General features: G+C 56.6%; 12 protein-coding genes. 2 read left to right on the top strand and 10 right to left on the bottom strand.

The features are described from left to right. Nucleotides 1–268: 268 nt before the first annotated feature. From AC0J4F_RS18160 to pdxR, 10 genes are all read right to left on the bottom strand, one after another. Nucleotides 269–1861 carry a glycosyltransferase gene (locus AC0J4F_RS18160; protein WP_473024250.1) on the bottom strand — a complete coding sequence of 531 codons (1593 nt, stop codon included), beginning with the start codon at nucleotides 1859–1861 and terminating at the stop codon, nucleotides 269–271. Beyond that, entirely contained in the window at nucleotides 1858–3378 is a 1521-nt protein-coding gene (locus AC0J4F_RS18155) for a hypothetical protein (RefSeq protein WP_473024249.1), read from the bottom strand. The genes AC0J4F_RS18160 and AC0J4F_RS18155 overlap by 4 nt, the downstream gene beginning before the upstream one ends. A 345-nt stretch (nucleotides 3379–3723) precedes the next feature. Then, nucleotides 3724–5949, bottom strand: a complete 2226-nt coding sequence (locus tag AC0J4F_RS18150) for a DUF4114 domain-containing protein (RefSeq protein WP_473024248.1) — start codon at nucleotides 5947–5949, stop codon at nucleotides 3724–3726. Between the two features lie 262 nt (nucleotides 5950–6211). Continuing rightward, a complete protein-coding gene (locus AC0J4F_RS18145) occupies nucleotides 6212–7507 on the bottom strand; it encodes an NAD(P)/FAD-dependent oxidoreductase (protein WP_473024247.1) in 1296 nt (431 codons plus the stop codon). Nucleotides 7508–7519: 12 nt separating this feature from the next. Continuing rightward, nucleotides 7520–9142 carry a GMC family oxidoreductase gene (locus AC0J4F_RS18140; protein WP_473024246.1) on the bottom strand — a complete coding sequence of 541 codons (1623 nt, stop codon included), beginning with the start codon at nucleotides 9140–9142 and terminating at the stop codon, nucleotides 7520–7522. A gap of 12 nt (nucleotides 9143–9154) precedes the next feature. Then, the gene (locus AC0J4F_RS18135; protein WP_473024245.1) at nucleotides 9155–10012 is read right to left on the bottom strand and encodes an ABC transporter permease; all 858 of its coding nucleotides are present in this window, start codon (nucleotides 10010–10012) and stop codon (nucleotides 9155–9157) included. An 11-nt stretch (nucleotides 10013–10023) separates the two neighbouring features. Beyond that, nucleotides 10024–10890 carry an ABC transporter permease gene (locus AC0J4F_RS18130; protein WP_209175785.1) on the bottom strand — a complete coding sequence of 289 codons (867 nt, stop codon included), beginning with the start codon at nucleotides 10888–10890 and terminating at the stop codon, nucleotides 10024–10026. Beyond that, nucleotides 10890–12011: an ABC transporter ATP-binding protein gene (locus tag AC0J4F_RS18125; RefSeq protein WP_473024244.1), complete on the bottom strand. Its 1122-nt coding sequence runs from the start codon at nucleotides 12009–12011 to the stop codon at nucleotides 10890–10892. The genes AC0J4F_RS18130 and AC0J4F_RS18125 overlap by 1 nt, the downstream gene beginning before the upstream one ends. A gap of 149 nt (nucleotides 12012–12160) precedes the next feature. Beyond that, the gene (locus AC0J4F_RS18120; RefSeq protein ID WP_209175783.1) at nucleotides 12161–13237 is read right to left on the bottom strand and encodes an extracellular solute-binding protein; all 1077 of its coding nucleotides are present in this window, start codon (nucleotides 13235–13237) and stop codon (nucleotides 12161–12163) included. Nucleotides 13238–13734: 497 nt separating this feature from the next. Next, nucleotides 13735–15222 (bottom strand): MocR-like pyridoxine biosynthesis transcription factor PdxR, encoded by a 1488-nt coding sequence (pdxR, locus tag AC0J4F_RS18115; protein ID WP_473024243.1) that lies wholly within the window; start codon nucleotides 15220–15222, stop codon nucleotides 13735–13737. Between the two features lie 129 nt (nucleotides 15223–15351). Here pdxR and AC0J4F_RS18110 point away from each other — a divergent pair, with 129 nt between their 5' ends. Both AC0J4F_RS18110 and AC0J4F_RS18105 read left to right on the top strand, forming a co-directional pair. Beyond that, the gene (locus tag AC0J4F_RS18110; RefSeq protein ID WP_473024242.1) at nucleotides 15352–16458 is read left to right on the top strand and encodes a mandelate racemase/muconate lactonizing enzyme family protein; all 1107 of its coding nucleotides are present in this window, start codon (nucleotides 15352–15354) and stop codon (nucleotides 16456–16458) included. Between the two features lie 2 nt (nucleotides 16459–16460). Beyond that, a complete protein-coding gene (locus tag AC0J4F_RS18105; protein ID WP_473024241.1) occupies nucleotides 16461–17954 on the top strand; it encodes an aldehyde dehydrogenase family protein in 1494 nt (497 codons plus the stop codon). The last annotated feature ends 57 nt before the right edge of the window (nucleotides 17955–18011 follow it).

The following is an 18011-nucleotide window of genomic DNA, read 5'->3' as shown; positions in this document are numbered from 1 at the left end:
GTAAGTGTCACCCCGGACGGAGCGGAGCAAAGTTCCGGGGTCCACTCGCAGTGCTGCATGGCAAAGCCGGAGTTCCCTATCAGTCGATCGGCATCCGCTAGTTATTGCGCGCTAGGCTCTGCAAATGAGTGGGCCCCGGGTCTCACCTCGTTCGCCCGGGGTGACCGCAGTGCCGGGAACAGTTTCTCCAGCCGTATTTCTGCCTCGGAGAGTGGAACATTTCCCGTCCCCCCGAAAACAGTTGCATTGTCCGGGAACAGCCGGCCACTCAGGCCGGCAGTCCGAGAACGTTGGCGATCATAAGGCCACTCGGTGGTTCGATCAGACCAGCCATCAAGCACACACCGACAAACAGCATCGTCACATAAAGAAGTGTGAGATAAGTCGCCATGAGGTTCTGAAGAGTGGCGATGAGCCCGTCGCCTTCACCCGCACGTTGGTCACCGCGGTTGGACCAGCGCTGTTTCGACAGACGGAAGATGCAGTAGACCTTCACCGACGCGTTTATCAGCTGGTTGAAATAGAGAATAAACGGATAGCTGAGGTCGACTTTCCGGGCGTACTGGTAGAGAAACAGCGACAGCAGCATGCGGGTTATGCAGATAAAGACCACATATCCGAAGATGTAGAAGGGGTCATAGAGAAACGTGGTGCAGACAGCAAGCACCGGGCTCACCAGCATGGTCCACATGGAAACGCGCTGGTCCAGAAGGCACCACCAGATAAAGAACGGCATCCGGCCCGGCCCCAATGCCAGAGCGCGAGAACCATTGCGCAGCATGTTGCCAGACCAGCGGCGGAAGTTCTGAACCATCCGGTCCATGCCCGAACCTTCAATGACTTCAACCGTGTAGCCCATGGCATCGGGCACATAGAGCATGCGGCAGCCGGATTGGAGCATGTAGTACCAGGTGCTCTTGTCATCTCCGGACAGGAAGCGGAACTTGCCCCACAGCCAGTGTTCCAGATGGTCTGCCTCTAGAAGACGGATAAACTTGAGTTTGGTCAGGTGGTTCGCCCGGAAAACGGACATCCGTCCGGTCAGGGTCAGAACCCGGCCGGAGAGCGAGTGGGATTGCATGGCCAGCCGGCGCTGCGCAAAGCGCATGGTCAGCCAGTTGGCAATCCAGCGCGGGCCGATGCAAAGCACTTCTTCATCCGTCGTGCAGGCCTGCAGATCCGGGTAGAGTTTGAAAAGCGGCAGGCATGCACCAACAGCGTTTTTGGCCAGGATGAAGTCGCCATCCATGAAGATGATCAGGTCGTCGTCTTCCACATCACCCCGGCTCATCGCACGCAAAACGAGACCAATCGCCAAACGCTTGCCTGGCTGGTTCTGCCGGACGACATGAAGGGTCACATCGAGGTCGGACCATTCGCGGGCCAGAAGATTGGAAATGAGGTCTTCGTCATACCGGTCGCCGGAGCCGAGCCAGATCGTGCCCGGAACACCGGCGTCTTGGATTTCGCGGCAGATCGACCGGATCACCTTTTCCGTGATGTCCCGGTGTTCCTTATAGGTCGTCATCATGAAGTGGAGGTGGCGGGGACGCCAGCCGTCATCCCACACCTTCTTTCCGGCATCCCGCATGGAGGGGTAGACAAACCTGCCATAGATCCACGCCCGTACAGCGTGAGTGAACCACCAGCCATAGCGCCAGATGCCAAGGATCCCGATGACAAAGGTGATCTGTTTCGTCGCCGGGCTGAAGAAGACGTTTTCAAAGGTGGTCAACCCGACAAAGCAAAGGCCGAAGTAAAGGCTGATCTGGAACAGCGCAAACGGTGTCCATTTGGCCAAACCCTTCGGTTGATGCGTGATTTCATCGACGTTGAAATCTTGTTGCAGGGACCGGCTCATGTCGCGTCTCCGATGTAGCCTGAGATCAGCCGCAAGACCTTGTTTGCGCGGTACCGCTCAAAGTAGACGGTGACGGGTGTTCCAGACTGGGGAAGGGCGCCCTCTTTTGCGACCAGATCGACCTTTGCAGAGCGCGCATCTGGTGCCCTGAACCGGTGCATTTGTGTGGTCTCATCGATGAAACCGTCTGTGCGGCTGATCATGTCCACTGTTGCTTCAATCCAGCGGTCTTCTGCTGGCACATAAATGCGAGCTGGGCTGCCCTTGCGGACCTGAGTGATTTCTTCCTGGGTCAGGAAGGCTGTGATGACCCGGTGATCGCTTTCTTCCAGAACCATTAGCGGGGCACCGGCTTTGAGCGTTTGACCATCGGCTGCAATCACATCCACAACAGCGGCATTGGAGCCAACCGTCACCGGCATCATTTCCGGTTGAGCGCGCAGCTCTTCCAAAAGCTTGGTGCGGAAGTCGACTTCCTGCTGCCAGCGGGCCACTTCGGCAATGCGTTCGGCCTTGAGGCCGCTGAACTTGTCGCCGTTCAGGATGCCGATGTTCCCGCCTTCAGCGCCCAGTTTTTCCAACTCGGCAACGTGAATGATGTGCTTTTCAAGCGCGCTCTTGGCTGTAGCCAGCTCAAGCTGTGCCGTCGCGAGTACATCCCGTTTCAGATAGCCCTGTTCAAACAGGGTTTCATATCTGTCTAAACGATCACGTGCGGTCTCAACCGCAAGGTCCAGTGTGACCGTTTCAGCGCGGGCCTGGCGCAGATCATTGGCTGCAACGAGGCTGTAGCCATTTTCGCGATCGGCTTCGACTTGCAAATAAAGCTTGTGCTCGGAGAGTTCCACTTGCGCCTGCATAAGCGCGGTTTCGGCTTTCCGGATTTCGGAAATCAGAGCATCGTTCTCCATGAAGGCGATCGGAACTCCAGAAGCTGCAATATCACCGGTGCGCAGGTTCAGACCTGTAAGCCGTCCGGTTGCTGGTGCCGTGACCTCATAACGTTCTGCACTGACGACTGCGGTCGAGATTTCCAGACGGAAGAGCGTTGCGAAAATGTAGATCCCGACATACCCGAAGACTGCAATGCCAAGGACGAAATAGAAGAGCGTCATGACGATCTGCTTGATCGGCCTGCGGCGGACAGGGATTTCTTGTGCTGGATTTGGGTCCGGTTTGGTCGGCACCGGCGTGACCGGTGTATCGATGCGAACAATTGTGTCGGTGACGTCTGTCATCTTGCCGCGGACGAGATCCTCGACAAAGTGTTGCATCAAAGCGGTTTCCCGCTCGCCTAATTCCACGAAGCGAAAAGCGACTTCTTTGGTGTCTTCACTCGAACGAACGACTTCGGCACTCGCCTTCAAGGTGATGTTGAAGCCTTGGAACGGCAGGGTGCACAAGAGAGTGTGGTCCGATCCGACCTCAGGAAGCGGTGCCGAAAGGCCGGAGATCCGGCAACCGCCGAGCCCCCAATCCGCAGCATCAAAAGTCTGATCACCAAGGGTGACGCGCATCGGCGCTGTTACCCTGTAGTGCAGCCTTTGGCTGGGCCTTTCATGAATGATGTCCACTTTTGCAACCTTTGATCTCAACGACACCCATCTGTTCGCAAGGGCGATGCCAAACTGTTGGAGGGACGATCAGAGGCGATGTCTATTTTGGAGATATGAATTAACTAATTGAAAAATATACCTAAAAAAAAGAAGTTCACTTTGGGCGGAAAGCCGGGATTTGCAAAATGGGAACCTTGGAAACCTGAGCGCGGTCCTTTGGCGCTTCCGAATTTGCAAAAACCGTACAGGACCAAAAACAATAAGGGCCGCGTTTTTCTCAAAACGCGACCCGGTCTTTTGATTTGCTTAGAGGATGAAGCAGTCGTTGTCGTGCAGGGCCGACACTGTCTGATTACCGACACCGATCAGCGTGCAGACCTCCTGATAGGCATCGTTGCCCTGGCGGTCGACCAGGAGGGTCAAGTCTTCACCAGCCACATCGACGTCCAGGCGCGCAAGCGCGGCTGAATAGTCGATTGTTGTCGTGCCTACCTCGCTTGAACCGCCGCTACCTTCACCGTCCTCGCCATTCACGGCTTCGGTGACATAGGAGATCAAGGAGTGGAGCATCTGGCTCAGGTCGATCTTGTCAGTGCCGATCAGGAAATCCGTGATCGTGTCTGTACCACCTGACAAATCGTAGGACCGGTAGACAAACGTATCGCTGCCTTCGCCGCCTGTGAGTGTGTCAGCGCCCTGGAGGGAGCGGATGGTGTCGTCACCGGCACCGGCTTCGATCACGTTGGCGTCTCTCGAGCCCTTCAGGATATCATCTCCGCCACCAGAGACGATGTTGTCGATGAACTTGATGGTATCGGTGCCGATCTCAAGACCATGAGCCTTCTTGTTGTGAAGGGATATGGAGAGATCCACGTCAAAGGCGGAGTAATCAACGGTGTCGTTGCCCCGGCCGCCATGCATCATGTCGTTCCCGGCATCGCCATAGAACGTATCGTCCCCATGACCGCCGTACAGTTCGTCGTTATGGCTGCCACCACTCAGTTCGTCGTTGCCGGAGCCGCCTTTCAGTACATCCGCGCCAGCACCTCCGGTCATGATGTCATCGCCTGAGCCACCAATGAGACTGTCATCTCCATGGCCACCATCCATGGTGTCGTTGTCGGCACCACCTTTCAGATCATCATTGCCGTAGCCGCCGATCATCGTGTCAGCACCGGAGCCGCCAACCAGAACGTCGTCATCGTTGCCGCCATCGAGCGTGTCGTCGCCAGCACCACCTTTGAGTTCGTCATTGCCGTAGCCGCCACTGAGGTTGTCGACGCCCGAGCCGCCAATGAGGCTGTCATCGCCGTTACCACCGTCTAGCATGTCGTCACCGGTGCCGCCGATCATCTCATCGTTGCCGGCTTCCCCGTACAGGGCATCATTACCGTTGTTGCCGTTCAGTTTGTCGTTGTGGTTGCCTCCGTTCAAAGTGTCGTTGCCGGAGTTGCCATAAAGGTCATCCTCTCCGGAGTTTCCCCTCAGGTTATCGTCCCCGGACCCGCCATGCAGATCGTCGTGGCCATTGTTGCCGGACAGATCGTCGTTGCCGGACCGGCCGTGCAACTCGTCGGAACCGTCGCCGCCGACAAGGATGTCGTTGTCAGACCGTTCGATTTCGACAACTTGGCTGCCGACACCTTCATGGCTTGGGTCCGGATCGGTGCCGCTGTCGTCCTGCTGATAATGCGCATTGAGGACCAGTGCGTTTTGCACCCCGATATCCACGGTGAAGACGCTGTCGTCAAAATCCCGGTCGCCGCCGTTGTAAAGGTCTTCAAACCCGAGCGTGATTGTTCCGGCATCGGCTTTCAGGACGCCGGTGGTGTGCAGTATGCCATCCGGGTTCAAATCAACGGTCTCGCCGAAAGCCGCGGTATGATACGGGTTGGTCCGGATCATCGTCTCTGTGCCGTCCGCCGCGATATGATACAGCCGCGGGCCATCACTGTGGATGGTGGCTTGGTTGCCATCCGCATCCTTGAACATCAACTGCGGGGCGTTTTCACCGTCCTGCCGAACGTCCAGGTCCAAGCCCTGATAGCCATTGTTCAGGCTGTAGCCATTGGAGATAATGAAGAAACCGAGCGTGTCACCGGCCTGGACATCCAGGTATTCCCGGCTTTCACCTTGGATCAAATTGCCGCCGCTTCCTTGCAACGAGGCATTGGGCCACAAGATCTCGACGTCTGTGATCAGTCCATCTTCCTGGATCTTGTAGTCGCCGAAAGTGTTTCGATAGCCGGCTGTTTCACCTTCGAACACGACAGACACCGGATGATCATCCACGATCTCGATGCCGGTAACTTCAACTAGATCCGGTCCGCCGGAGCCGTAGAGGATGTCGTTGCCGTTGTTGCCGTAGAGGATATCGTCCCCGGTGCCACCCCAGACTTCGTCATTTCCGTTGTTGCCGGACATCACATCATCCCCAAAGCGACCGGACATGACGTCCGAATGCCGGGTGCCGACAAGTGTATCGTCTTCATCCGTCCCGATCATGGGACGCGTTGCGGGCAAACTTGCCATTTCCTGTCTCCTTATTTCTTACGAAGGATGCAATCGAAGGAGGCAGTTGCAGGGAATGGGCCACTTACCTTACAGAATGTTCATGTAAGAAATTAGTTATTTCAATGAGATAGCCGCAGTATCGATGTCGATGCAAGCGGTGTTACAGTTTTGCATGAGCCCGTTTTCGATTTTGAGAAATCCGCTCCGGAAAATGCAAAACTTCAATTCTGGGCCAATAAGCGTTGCCGACAGGGTATAACAGCGGGGATTATTGACCTCCCTAGAGACCCAGCCGGTCGCGGATCCGGTAGACCATGACCGAGGGTGCCAGAAACCAGGGATTCCCGGTGTAGAACGGGCGTGTCGGGTTGGGGATCATCTCAAAGGCCGACGGTGTAGTCTCCCGCCCGGCGGCCTTTTGGCCAATACGCATGCCCAGATAACTCGCCATGCCAACACCCGACCCGCAGTAGCCGTTCGCGTAATACAGACCTTTATCTTCGTCGCAATGAGCGAGCGTGTCGAACGTATAGCCGACAAAGCCCATCCAGCCGTGGCTGACCTTGAACGGCCGCAGTTCTGGGAAGAGGGCGCACATGTCCTGGTGCAGCTTGACCGCGCTGCTGCGGGGATCGGTTTCGCTCAAGGAGACGCGGCCGCCAAACAGAACGCGCTTCCGGTCCGGCGACAGCCGGTAATAATAGACCAGCTTCCGTGTATCAGAGAGGATCCTGTCCGTTGGAAACAGACGGTCCACGAGCTCTGTTGGCAGCGCTTCGGTCGCAATGACATAAGACCCGATCGGGATAACCCTACGCTGATGCCATGGCGATAGGGGACCGGAATAGCCGTTTGTGGCCAGAATGACCTTCCCGGCGCGGATCTCGCCGCGGTCGGTCAGCACCTTGAAACCAGATCCGGTCCGCTCCAGGGACAAAGCCCGGCAATCGCCAATGACGTGAGCGCTGGTTTCCAGGACCCGCTTCAGTAGCGCTGGATGATATTTTGAGACATCAACGCTGCAATGATGCGGGTAGACGATGCCGCCGTGATAGGCCTCCGTGCGGAGCTCAGAGGCCATGTCTTCCTTTGAAACCATGAAGGCGTCTGGCTTCCAAACCGGATGCCCCGTTGCAGCTTCCTTTGCGAGCTTGTCGTAAAGACGCGGCTTGTGGGCCCCGTGAAACCGGCCGACCTCCTTCAACCCCATATCCAGACCGTCTGCTGATAGCTGATGCATGTAATCCAGAGACGCTTGGCCTTCCTGGCAAAGCGCGGTTGCCAGTTCCTTTCCGTAGCGTCCCGACAATGCGCTAAATGAGGGCTTCAGGCTGGTTGAGAGCTGGCCGCCGTTTCTGAGACTGCAGCCCCAACCGGGGTGTTCGGCATCGATCACCAGCGTGCCCAGCTCCTCGGAGGCGGTCTGTAGTGCCGCATTCAAGCCGGTGTAGCCAGCCCCGATAATCAGGACATCGATTTCATCTGGAAGTTCCTGCTCGGGCAGAGAAACCTTGGGCGCAATGTCCTGCCAATAGGGCGTTGTCTTGTAGTGCGCCGCAAACACATCGCTTCCCATGCTGCTCGTTCCTTATGCTGACCTGGCGTCTTCCAGAATAAGATCTGCACCTTTTTCGCCGACCATGATCGCCGGGGCATTCGTGTTGCCGGATGTGACTGTCGGAAAAATAGAGGCATCGACAACACGCAAGCCCTCAACACCGTAAACCCTCAAACGCGGATCTACGACGTTGTCCGATCTGTCCGGTCCCATCCGGCATGTGCTGACCGGGTGGAAGACTGTCGAACAGCGGTCGCGCACATCGTCCAACATCTGTTCGTCTGTCTGAACCTCCGGGCCGGGGGTCATTTCCGTCTCGATGACTTCCTGAAGTGCCGGGCTCGCCGCGATCCTCCGCAACAGCCGGCATCCCTCGATCATCTCCTTGCAATCATGATTTGTGCTCAAGGAATTCGGGTGGATGGCCAATCCCTCATAAGGATCTGAAGACATCAGCTCAACATACCCGCGGCTTGTCGGCCGGGTCGGCTGCATTCCGAACAGGAAACCAGCGAAAGGATCCGGGTTCATAAGTGGGCGTTGTCCCTTTGGCGCCTTTGTGTAGCTGACCGGAGAGAAGTAGAGCTGCATGTTCGGCCGTTCGCACTCCGGATTGCTCTTCACAAACCCGCCGCCCTGATTGAGGCTGATAGAGAGCGGACCGCCGCGGGTCAGAACATACCGGATGCCCTGGGCCAGCTTGCCCCACCACGGGTAGAGCTGCTGGTTCAGGGTCGGAACCTTGGACTTGTAGAGATAATCAAGGCCGAGGTGGTCCTGCATGTTTTTGCCAACGGCTGCGCTCTGGACTTTGGGCTCTATACCCTTGGCTTGAAGCTCTGCGCCGTCTCCTATACCCGAAAGCATCAGGATCTGCGGCGAGTTGATGGCTCCCGCGCTCAAGATGACCTCGCGGCGCGCAGTGACTGTCCGCTCTATACCATCCTTGTCATAGATGACGCCAGTTGCCCGGTTGCCGTCCAGAAGGACACGCTTGGTGAGGGCTTTTGTCAGGATGGTGACATTCGGCCGCTTTTTCGCCCGGGACAGGTACGCCCGGGCTGTCGACATGCGAAAACCGCCTTTGGTCGTGATCTGGTAGTGACCGACACCGTCCTGGTCCGCGCCATTGAAATCCGGATTGAACTTGAAACCGGCCTGTTCGCTGGCCCGGAAAAAATTCTGACACAGAGGGTGTGCGTGCTTGTCCACGCTGGAAACATGCAGCGGGCCGTCACCGCCGCGGAACTCATCCGCGCCGGCATCGTTGGTTTCGGAACGCTTGAAGTAGGGCAGAACATCGTCCCAACCCCAGCCCGGATTGCCCATGGCTTTCCAGTCTTCGAAATCTGCGTGCTGGCCGCGGATATAGACCATGGCGTTGATCGAGCTGGACCCGCCAAGCACCTTGCCGCGCGGCCAATACCCTTCGCGGTTGTTCAAGCCCGGATCCGGCTGGGTATGGTACATCCAGTTGATGTGCTTGTTGTAAAACGCCTTGCCGTAACCGACCGGCACCCAGATCCAGAAGTTCAGATCCGAACCCCCAGCCTCCAGGACGCAGACCGAATACTTGCCGCTTTCGGACAAGCGGTCTGCTACGGCGGCACCGGCAGAACCGGCGCCGACGATGACAAAGTCAAACTCAGCCATGATGTCTCCGCCTTACGCGTTCTTGTCGCGCTGGATCAGGACGGTCAGCAGAGCCAGCAGCCCGGACCCGACCATCAGGAAGAACGACACGGCGTTCAAGACCGGCGTCGAGCCGACCTTGGCCATGCGGTCATACATGGTGATGGTGAGCGGAGCCTCGGAGCCGACCAGGAACAGTGTCGTGTTGAAGTTTTCAAACGACACCAGGAAGGCAACGATGCCCGCTGCGATCATCGCCGGACGCAGAAAGGGCAGGGTGATCGTGCGGAGCACCCGGGCCCGGCTGGCGCCGAGATTGAACGCGGCCTCTTCCATGGTTTCGTCGAATTTCTTCAACCGGGCGGTGATCACAAGAGAGGTGATGGTCGCAATGAAGGAGAACTGGCCCAAGACCACCAGAAGCATGCCTGGGCGCAGGAACTCCAGTTCCAGGTCGAACCGGTTCTCAACGTAGTTCGCCGTGTCGCTGGCAAGCACCAGGATGGAGATGCCAAGGATAACGCCCGGGATCACCAGCGGAACGACCATGAGAATGTAAAAGAAGTTCTTGGCTGGAAAGTCTCCGCGAACAAAGAGGAACGCATTGGTCGTGCCAACGAACACCGAAAGTGCGGCCACAAAGATCGCTATCACGAACGAATAGTAGAGACCTTGAAGAAGCCGCCGGTCATGGAACATGCCGAGCTTTGGCTCCGTGTCGGAGAAAAACCAGTCCAGGGTAAAGCCTTGCCACGGCAACGCCGGGAACAAGCTGTCGTTGAAGGCAAAGGCGCCGGCTGAAATTAGCGGAGCAGCCAAAAAGATGAAGAAGGCCAGTACGTAAAGCCGGTATCCAACGAGGAACGGCGTTGTCTTGTTTGTCGCAAGCATGATCGTCCTCCTCAGCTCTTGGCAACAGTGTTGGCCAGCGTCTGACCACTCAGCTTCAAGCCGAGCCAGATGACGATGGAGGTGAACAAAAGCAGCAACATGCCGAAGGCCGCGCCGCCTTCCCAGTTAAACCGGGTGATGAACTGGTTGTAGATCTGCTCCGTGAACCAGCTGGAATTCTTGCCGCCAAGCAGGATCGGCGTGAGGTAAGACCCAGCCGTCAGCATGAACGTTACGATGCAGCCGGCAACGATCCCTGGCATCGCATATGGCACGATGATCTTGCGCAGCACCGTGAAGCCGTTACCGCCAAGATTGTATCCCGCCTCGATCATGGAATTGTCCATCCCGTCGAGCGTAGAGACAAGCGGAACAATCATGAACAAGATGACGGTGTAGACGAGACCGATAATCACCGCGACGTCGTTGTAGAGGAACTCCACCGGGCTTCCGATAACACCGGTCCAGACAAGAAAACTCGAGATCACGCCGGTTTCCCGCAGTAAAAGAATCCAGCCGAACGAGCGGATCAGGTCACTCACCCAAAGCGGGATGAGGCAGAGCAAAAAGAGCCCGCCGCGCGCCCGTGGCCCTGCGATTTTTGCAATGTAGTAGGCGATTGGAAAGCCGATCAGCAGCGCCAGCGCTGTCACCAGGAGTGACATCGATCCAGTGCGCAGAAGCGTGTTCCAGTAGATCGGTTCGTTGATGAACTCAAGGTAATTGGCGAAGCTGTATTCGTAGACACGCGGCGCAACCTTTTCCTTGAGAGACAGGATCACCATGCCAATGTGTGGCAGAATGATCAAAAGAATGATCCAGAGCGCAAAGGGCGCAAACAAGAGGATCAAAGAGAGGCGTTTGATGTCCTTTTGCATCAGGCACGCTCCTCGTGCGCAAAGCACATGGCCTGCTTCGACGACCAGATCAAGCGGACCTCTTCACCCGGTTTGATGTCATTGTGGCCGGTCAGCGTGACATCAGATTCAATCAACTCCCCGTTGCCGGAGCGGACCAGAACCCGGCTGTTGGCGCCGTTGAAAAGAAGGCTGTCAACGACACCATCCATCTGATTGTCGCCTTCCATGCCACCAGATCCAGTTTCCGATGCCCGGACCGTGTGGATGAATTCCGGCCGCACGAAGATGTCGACCTTGGAGCCTTCCGCGACCGTGTTCTGGCCAGCTGCGGAAAAGCTCATCGGCAGGCCTTGGGAGGTTTCGACCTTTCCGCCGCTGCCGTCGCTCGATTTGACGGTGCCGGACCAGCGGTTGCTGTCACCAACAAAGCCCGCGACGAAAGCCGTCTTTGGCTTGTGATAAAGCTCTTGCGGGGTGCCGATCTGTTCGAATTCGCCCTGGTTCATGATGGCAACGTTGTCGGACATGACCAAGGCTTCGGACTGGTCGTGTGTGATGTAGATAAACGTGGTGTTGAACTGGTGCTGCAGCAGCTTCAACTCGATTTTCATGGCTTCGCGCAGCTTCAGATCGAGCGCGCCCAGCGGTTCATCGAGGAGCAAAACGTCCGGGTCGAGCACCATGCAGCGGGCAATCGCGATCCGCTGCTTCTGTCCACCGGACAATTGATGGATTTCGCGTTCCGCGACATCTGGAAGCGCAATTCGCTCCAGGACATCGTGTACTTTCTTTTTGATGTCCGCGTTGTTCATGCCGGTACAGCGCAAACCGTAAGCGATGTTTTCATAGACGTTCATCATCGGAAACAGGGCCAGATGCTGGAACACCATCTTGACGTTCCGCTTGTTTGGTGGCGTTCCGAGAACGGACCTGCCCTTGATCTTGATGTCGCCTGATGTGGGCTCCTCAAATCCGGCAATCATACGCATCAAAGTGGTTTTGCCACAGCCAGATGGACCAAGAATGGAAAAGAACGAACCGCTTGGGATGTCGAAGGAGACGCCTTTGACAGCCTGGAAGGACCCGAAGTTCTTGGTCACACCGGCGCATTCAAGGTCGTATTGGGGAGTATTTGTCATTGTTTTGGACGCTTCTGGAGAAGTGAAGAAAGGTGGGGGGACACCGTATGGCGGCATCCCCCGAGAATTAGGCCTAGGCTCTACGGCAAATTGGCCAATTGGCGGCAGCATTTGTTCTGTTGCCGCCAATATTTGGAGTGGCCGGTTGCTTAGCCGCCTGTAGCTGCCTTGATTTTCTCCAAGGTTTTACCTTCCATGTCTTCCACACCCGGAGGAATGTTGGCGAAGAACTTCAGGTTGTCGATGTCGGCATCGGTGAAGGCCGCGTTCACAGCTGCTTTCTTGTCTTCCGGCAGAAGATCCTTGCCACCCTTTACAGCTGCAATCGCACCGGTGCTTGCGGACATCAGGGTCACGTTTTCCGGGCGCAGCACAAAGTTGATCCACTTATAAGCTGCATCATCGGCCTTGCTCTTGCGCGGCAATGCGAACGTGTCGATCCAGGCCAAAGCACCTGTTTCCGGCGGAATGAAGGTGATGTTCGGGTTCTGGTCAAACAGCTTGTAAGCAGTGGAGTCCCAGGTTTCCGAGGCCACGATTTCGCCAGACAGCATCATAGCGCTGAGGTCATCGCCGCCCTTCCAGTAGGCTTTGATGTTGGCCTTACATTCGATGAGCTTGTCGGCAACCTTGTCGAGAATTCCCTGGTACTTCTCAAGATCGGAGTAAGCGTCGAACGGGTTTTCGCCCATGGAGAACGCGGTGCCGAGCAAGATCGTGCGCTTCAGGCGCATGGACGTCTTGCCCTTGTAAGCCGGGTCACAAAGATCGCCCCAGCCTTTGAAATCCGGTGCTTTGGTCTTGTCGGCCATCAGACCGGATGTGCCCCACTGGTGCGGAACAGCATAGACTTCGCCGTCAATAGTCGTGTTTTCCTTCACGCCATCGAGAAGCTTGGCTTCCATCACGTCCGTGTCGATCTTGGAAAGATCAAGCGGCTTGTAGATGTCGTATTCCAGCTGAGCCGCGTAGATGCGGTCATGGCTCGGCTGAGCAAGGTCAAAACCAGCGCCGCCGGTGGCGCGCAGTTTGGCGATCATTTCCTCGTTGTTGGAGAAAGTCACCTCGACCTTGATATCAGGATACTCGGCTTCGAATTTCTGGATGAGTTCATCCGGAGCATAGGATCCCCAGGTCAGAAGCCGGAGTGTTTCAGCTTGTGCCGTGCCTGCGCTGGCAAGCATTGTTGCCGCCAGCAGGCCGGTTAGAGTTGATTTGAATTTCATTACATCCTCCCTGGATTGGTGATGGTTCCGTTTGAGGCATCCGGCCTCTGTGGGATCCTGGAATATGCTGCCAGCGCATGGGTTTACTGGCACAATTGCGGCGGAGCATCGATAATACCCGCCACCCTTCATATTGCTAAATATACCTATTCACCAGTGACCCCTCGGGTTTTCTTAGAAGCTAAGGCCCAAATGTTGTCCAATCGGAAAAGCCTCTGGTGCGGTATATTTCACTGTTCAATTCAGCACGAAAATGGGTTGTCCTGGCATGACCTGTTCGCTCTTTAAACGCAGGTTCTTGCTGGCTGTCCCCTCTGCGAAAATCCCGCATTCAGACAAATGAAGACTTGCCGGAAGTGCCGGAACTGCAGATTTCAGCCGCGCCTGACGTCCCCTCTACGCGCTGAAGTTCCTAGGGAGAGACGGTAAGTATCAATTGGACTGCAAAATATATCCATTGCAGATAATTTTTCAGACCAATTGATAAAAGTGGTCTGCTATGCGAGGCGGCATTTCGGCAAGACGTCCTTAAGTGCCTGAATACCCTTTCGGATGTCGTCCGGGCTTGCACTGCCAAAACCGAGAACCAGGCCACGCTGTTGAATATCCGCCAGAGCATAACGGGAGAGCGGGGCCGTTGTGATTCCGCGTGCAGCAGTTTCAGTGACGATCTGCTGTTCATCCAGATTGGGGTTGGTGAGGCCGACAGCATGAAAGCCGCTACTTGTCGGCTGCAGATCTATGTCACCGGAAAGGTTGTCGGCAGCAGCCATCAACGTATCGTGGCGCTCTTTGTAAACCTGGCGCATTGTCCGGATGTGTGTAGCGAACATACCCTCATCCATGAAATCGGCCACCATGGCCTGGGTGACTGTCGGAACACCACTGAGCCAAGTGAGAAAGATTCGCTCGAAGCTTTCCACCAGCCCCTCGGGCGCAAGAAGAAAGCCCACTCTTAAGGCTGGGAACAGAGATTTAGAGAACGTTCCCACATAAATAACCCGGTCATGGGTATCGATGCTTTTCAGCGTCGGTGGCGGCTGATCTCCGTAGTAAAATTCTCCATCATAATCGTCTTCAACGATCATGGCGTCTGCTTCACTGGCAGCTTTCAGCAAAGCGAGCCGGCGCGAGAGGCTCATGACGTTTCCAAGTGGCTGCTGATGCGAGGGGGTCACAAAAGCCAAGCGAAAGTGCGGGGCTTTTTTCAGCCCGTCCTCTACGCACAAGCCTTCTGCATCGACATCAACGGGGATGGGGTGAGCGCCGATGGCAACGAAGGCGTTGCGCGCTCCGATCGCGCCGGGATTCTCGAACCAGATCGGTTCACCCGGATTGACCAGCATGCCGCCGATCAGGGAAAACGCGCGTTGTGCGCCGTTTGTTATGAAGATCTGTTCCGGGGCGCATTTGATTCCACGTGAGGCGTTCAGCTGACGTGCAATTGCCTCCCGCAACGGAGTAAATCCGAAAGGTTCGCCGTAGCCCGCAATATCGTCCCGGTCTTTCCGCCAATGCCGCGCAGACAGCTTCGCCCATTGCGCCATTGGAAACGCGTCTAGCGCGGGGAGGGCCGTGACAAAGGCTTGGGATTTGTGCGGCAGCCGCGTGCGGACCTTGAAATCGGGGATCGCATGTTTGGAGGCGTGGGACAGGCGCGGGACGGCCTTGATGTTGTCATTCGACGACGGCTTTGGCCTCGGCTCAAGCCGGGCGTGCAACGCGTCGCTCACGAAAGTGCCGGCGCCCACACGGGCTTCCAGAAGGCCTTCTGAAATCAATCGGTCAATCGCATCAATCACCGTTGTCCGCGAAACGCCGATCTCCTGGGCAAGGGTTCGTGTCGCCGGCAACCGGTCACCAGGCGTCAAGGCGCCGGTCAGCAAAAGATCCCGCAAAGCCATGTAGAGTTGGATCGAAATTTTCTTATCAGCGTGCTTGTCAATCTTGATCGATGACAGAACCGCCCCGGCATGCCGTTTCATCGCAATTCTCCAATTGGTCTGGGAGATTGCGCAAAACGGACCTTCTATCAAGTCCAATTCTGAATAACTTGATAGTCCAATTACAAGAAAACTGCGCTCAGGGAGCCTCGTTCAAGGACCGCAAGCCCCATGAAAATACAATCAATCGAGACATTTACCAATGAATTTGTCTGTTTCACCCGTGTCACGACTGACAGCGGTGAAACGGGCTGGGGACAGGTCGCACCTTACTACGCCGACATCACGGCCGAAGTTGTGCACAGGCAAGTGGCGCCTTACGCGCTTGGAGAAGACGCGCTTAATATCGATCATTTGATGGACATCATCCCCGATCGCGAGCACAAGTTCCCGGGATCCTACCTGCGGCGCGCGATGGGCGGGCTGGATACGGCCCTTTACGATCTGAAGGGCAAGCTTGAGGGCAAGCCGGTGTGCGAACTGCTGGGCGGAACTCCGGGCAAGGTTCGCGCTTACGGGTCTTCCATGAAGCGTGACATCACGGCTCAGGATGAAGCGGACCGCCTGAAGCGCCATCAGGACGAATGCGGCTTTACAGCGTTCAAATTCCGGATCGGCGCCGAGTGCGGCCGGGATCAGGATGAGTGGCCAGGCAGGACGCAGGAAATCGTGCCGCTGATGCGCAAAAGCTTCGGCGATGACACCGCGCTGCTGGTCGATGCGAATTCCTGTTATTCACCTGCGAAAGCGATTGAGGTTGGCCGGTTCCTGGAAGCCAACGGCATTTCTCACTACGAGGAGCCGTGCCCGTACTGGCATTATGACCAGACAAAGCAGGTAACAGACGCGCTCGACATTGACGTTACCGGCGGCGAGCAGGACTGCTCGCTAGTAGACTGGAAACGCATGATCGATGAGAAAGTCGTCGACATTATTCAGCCGGACATTTGTTATCTCGGCGGTATGGTGCGCACGATGAAAGTCGCGCAAATGGCTCAGGAAGCAGGCATTCCGTGCACCCCGCATGCGGCCAACCTGTCCCTGGTGACCCTCTTCACCATGCACCTGCTGCGCGCCATTCCGAATGCCGGAAAGTATCTGGAATTCTCCATCGAGGAGGAAGATTACTACCCGTGGCAGTATGACCTCTTCATCAAATCGCCGTTCGATATTGTCGACGGCAACGCGATTGTGACGGACGCACCGGGCTGGGGCGTTGAGGTCAATCCGGAATGGCTCGCCAAATCCACATACAAAATCAGCTCTCTGGAAGGCTAATCATGGCGTCTCAACAAGACCTGATCGCCGAATACGAAACGACCGGCACCCTTTCTGCGTTGCCGCTTGGCCATTTCATCGACGGCGCGTTTTCGCAGCCCCCGCACAACCGCACCATGGAAAGCTTCGACCCGGGCAAGGGCACAGCCTTTGCGCGGTTCACGGCTGGAACGTCTGAGGATGTTGACGCAGCTGTTGTTTCCTCCCGGAAAGCATTCGAAACGGTCTGGCGCGATATGGCGCCGGTAGAGCGGGCGCGTATTCTGACCAAGACGGCCGAGCTTATTCTCGCCAACCTCGATCTGCTGGCGGTGGTGGAGAGCCTCGACAGCGGCAAGCCTTTGCAGGAGGCGCAAGGGGATGTTCGGGGTGCTGCGCGGACCTTCGAATACTACGCGGGCGCCTGCGACAAACTGCAGGGCGACAGTTTCCCTCTGGCGGGCGATTACATTGGCTATTCGATCCATGAGCCGGTTGGTGTGACAGCTCACATCATCCCGTGGAACTTCCCGATTTCAACCGCAGCCCGTGGTTTCGCACCAGCACTGGCCGCAGGATGCACGGTTGTTGCAAAACCGGCCGAGCAAACGCCGTTCACCGCGTTATTGTTGGCAAAAATCCTGTCGGACGCCGGTTTGCCACAGGGCGTGTGCAATGTGGTAACCGGGACGGGCGTTGAGACCGGTGCACCGCTGACCCAGCACCCAGGTGTCGATCACATCACCTTCACCGGATCGGTTCAGACCGGCAAGGCCGTGATGAAGGCTGCAGCCGATGATGTCACCCGTGTTGTTCTGGAGTTGGGCGGCAAATCGCCTGTAGTTGTGCTTGCCGATTGCGACAAGGAACAGGCCTTGAACGGGGTCATGGGTGCGATCTTCGAAAATGCCGGTCAGATCTGTTCAGCGGGGTCGCGCCTTGTGATCGAAAAATCGATCCACGAGGAGTTTGTCTCCGAACTGGTCAAGCGCACAGAGGCGCTGAAGATTGGTCATGGTCTTAGCCAGCCGGAGCTTGGACCTGTGAATTCCGCCGAACACCTTGAAAAGATCGCAGGCTTCATTGACCGGGCAAAGGACCGGGGTGCAAAGATCGCTGTTGGCGGTAACGTCACAACGGACCCGGCCACGGGCAACGGCTGGTTCTTTGAACCGACCATCGTCGATGCAGTTCCGGCCAAGGATGAGCTTTCCCAGGAGGAGATCTTCGGCCCGGTGCTGACCGTGCAGGTGGCAGACGATGCAGACCATGCGCTGGAACTGGCCAATGATTGCCAATACGGCCTGGTTGCCGGCATCTACACATCGAACTTTGCCAAGGCGCATCAGCTCGCGCGCAAGATTGATGCGGGCCAGATTTACATCAACGAGTATTTCGCAGGCGGCATTGAAGTGCCGTTCGGCGGCAACAAGAAATCCGGTTTTGGCCGGGAGAAGGGCATCGAAGGTCTAAAGAGCTACTGCAAGACCAAGAGCATTGCGGCAAAGATCAGCTAATCCGTCACCTTAGCGATCGCGGTTCCGCGAAGGCCGGTTTTCCGTTCCCCGGATCCG

Source organism: Roseibium sp. R5 (genome assembly GCF_055755305.1).
The sequence above is the reverse complement of the archived record's forward strand: the minus strand, read 5'-3'. Positions and strand labels throughout refer to the sequence as shown.

Bases quoted from the DNA above. Each gene is read 5' to 3' on its own strand.
- AC0J4F_RS18160 (WP_473024250.1), bottom strand. From the start codon at position 1,861: ATGAGCCGGTCCCTGCAACAAGATTTCAACGTCGATGAAATCACGCAT.
- AC0J4F_RS18155 (WP_473024249.1), bottom strand. From the start codon at position 3,378: ATGCGCGTCACCCTTGGTGATCAGACTTTTGATGCTGCGGATTGGGGG.
- AC0J4F_RS18150 (WP_473024248.1), bottom strand. From the start codon at position 5,949: ATGGCAAGTTTGCCCGCAACGCGTCCCATGATCGGGACGGATGAAGAC.
- AC0J4F_RS18145 (WP_473024247.1), bottom strand. From the start codon at position 7,507: ATGGGAAGCGATGTGTTTGCGGCGCACTACAAGACAACGCCCTATTGG.
- AC0J4F_RS18140 (WP_473024246.1), bottom strand. From the start codon at position 9,142: ATGGCTGAGTTTGACTTTGTCATCGTCGGCGCCGGTTCTGCCGGTGCC.
- AC0J4F_RS18135 (WP_473024245.1), bottom strand. From the start codon at position 10,012: ATGCTTGCGACAAACAAGACAACGCCGTTCCTCGTTGGATACCGGCTT.
- AC0J4F_RS18130 (WP_209175785.1), bottom strand. From the start codon at position 10,890: ATGCAAAAGGACATCAAACGCCTCTCTTTGATCCTCTTGTTTGCGCCC.
- AC0J4F_RS18125 (WP_473024244.1), bottom strand. From the start codon at position 12,011: ATGACAAATACTCCCCAATACGACCTTGAATGCGCCGGTGTGACCAAG.
- AC0J4F_RS18120 (WP_209175783.1), bottom strand. From the start codon at position 13,237: ATGAAATTCAAATCAACTCTAACCGGCCTGCTGGCGGCAACAATGCTT.
- pdxR (WP_473024243.1), bottom strand. From the start codon at position 15,222: ATGAAACGGCATGCCGGGGCGGTTCTGTCATCGATCAAGATTGACAAG.
- AC0J4F_RS18110 (WP_473024242.1), top strand. From the start codon at position 15,352: ATGAAAATACAATCAATCGAGACATTTACCAATGAATTTGTCTGTTTC.
- AC0J4F_RS18105 (WP_473024241.1), top strand. From the start codon at position 16,461: ATGGCGTCTCAACAAGACCTGATCGCCGAATACGAAACGACCGGCACC.